We start from the raw sequence: 256 nt of genomic DNA, 5'->3' as shown, positions 1-256 counted from the left end.
CAAATCCAGTTTTTTGACCAGCGTCTCGGTGTGCTCGGTAGTGAGCGTCATCACCAGGTTGCTGTTTTGCTGATAAAAGTCGGTCACCAGCTCCGGCACCAGGCTTAACCCCAGGCTTGGCAGACAGCCTAAAGTGATCTTGGCGCGCGGATCGCGAGCCAGGTTGTCGGCCAGCAGGCGCAGGTTGTCCAGGTCCTGATAAATGCTCTGCGCTTTTTCGAAAAGTGTGATCGCCTCGCTGGTCGGCAGTAGCTTG

General features: G+C 56.2%; 1 pseudogene. It reads right to left on the bottom strand.

Annotated features, from left to right (window positions below):
- A pseudogene (locus J2D73_RS20395) lies at window positions 1-256 on the bottom strand (hypothetical protein); the annotation flags it as partial.

The organism is Acetobacter sacchari (assembly GCF_017377715.1).
GTDB classification, from domain to species: domain Bacteria; phylum Pseudomonadota; class Alphaproteobacteria; order Acetobacterales; family Acetobacteraceae; genus Acetobacter; species Acetobacter sacchari.
This window is presented reverse-complemented; position numbering and strand designations above follow the sequence as displayed.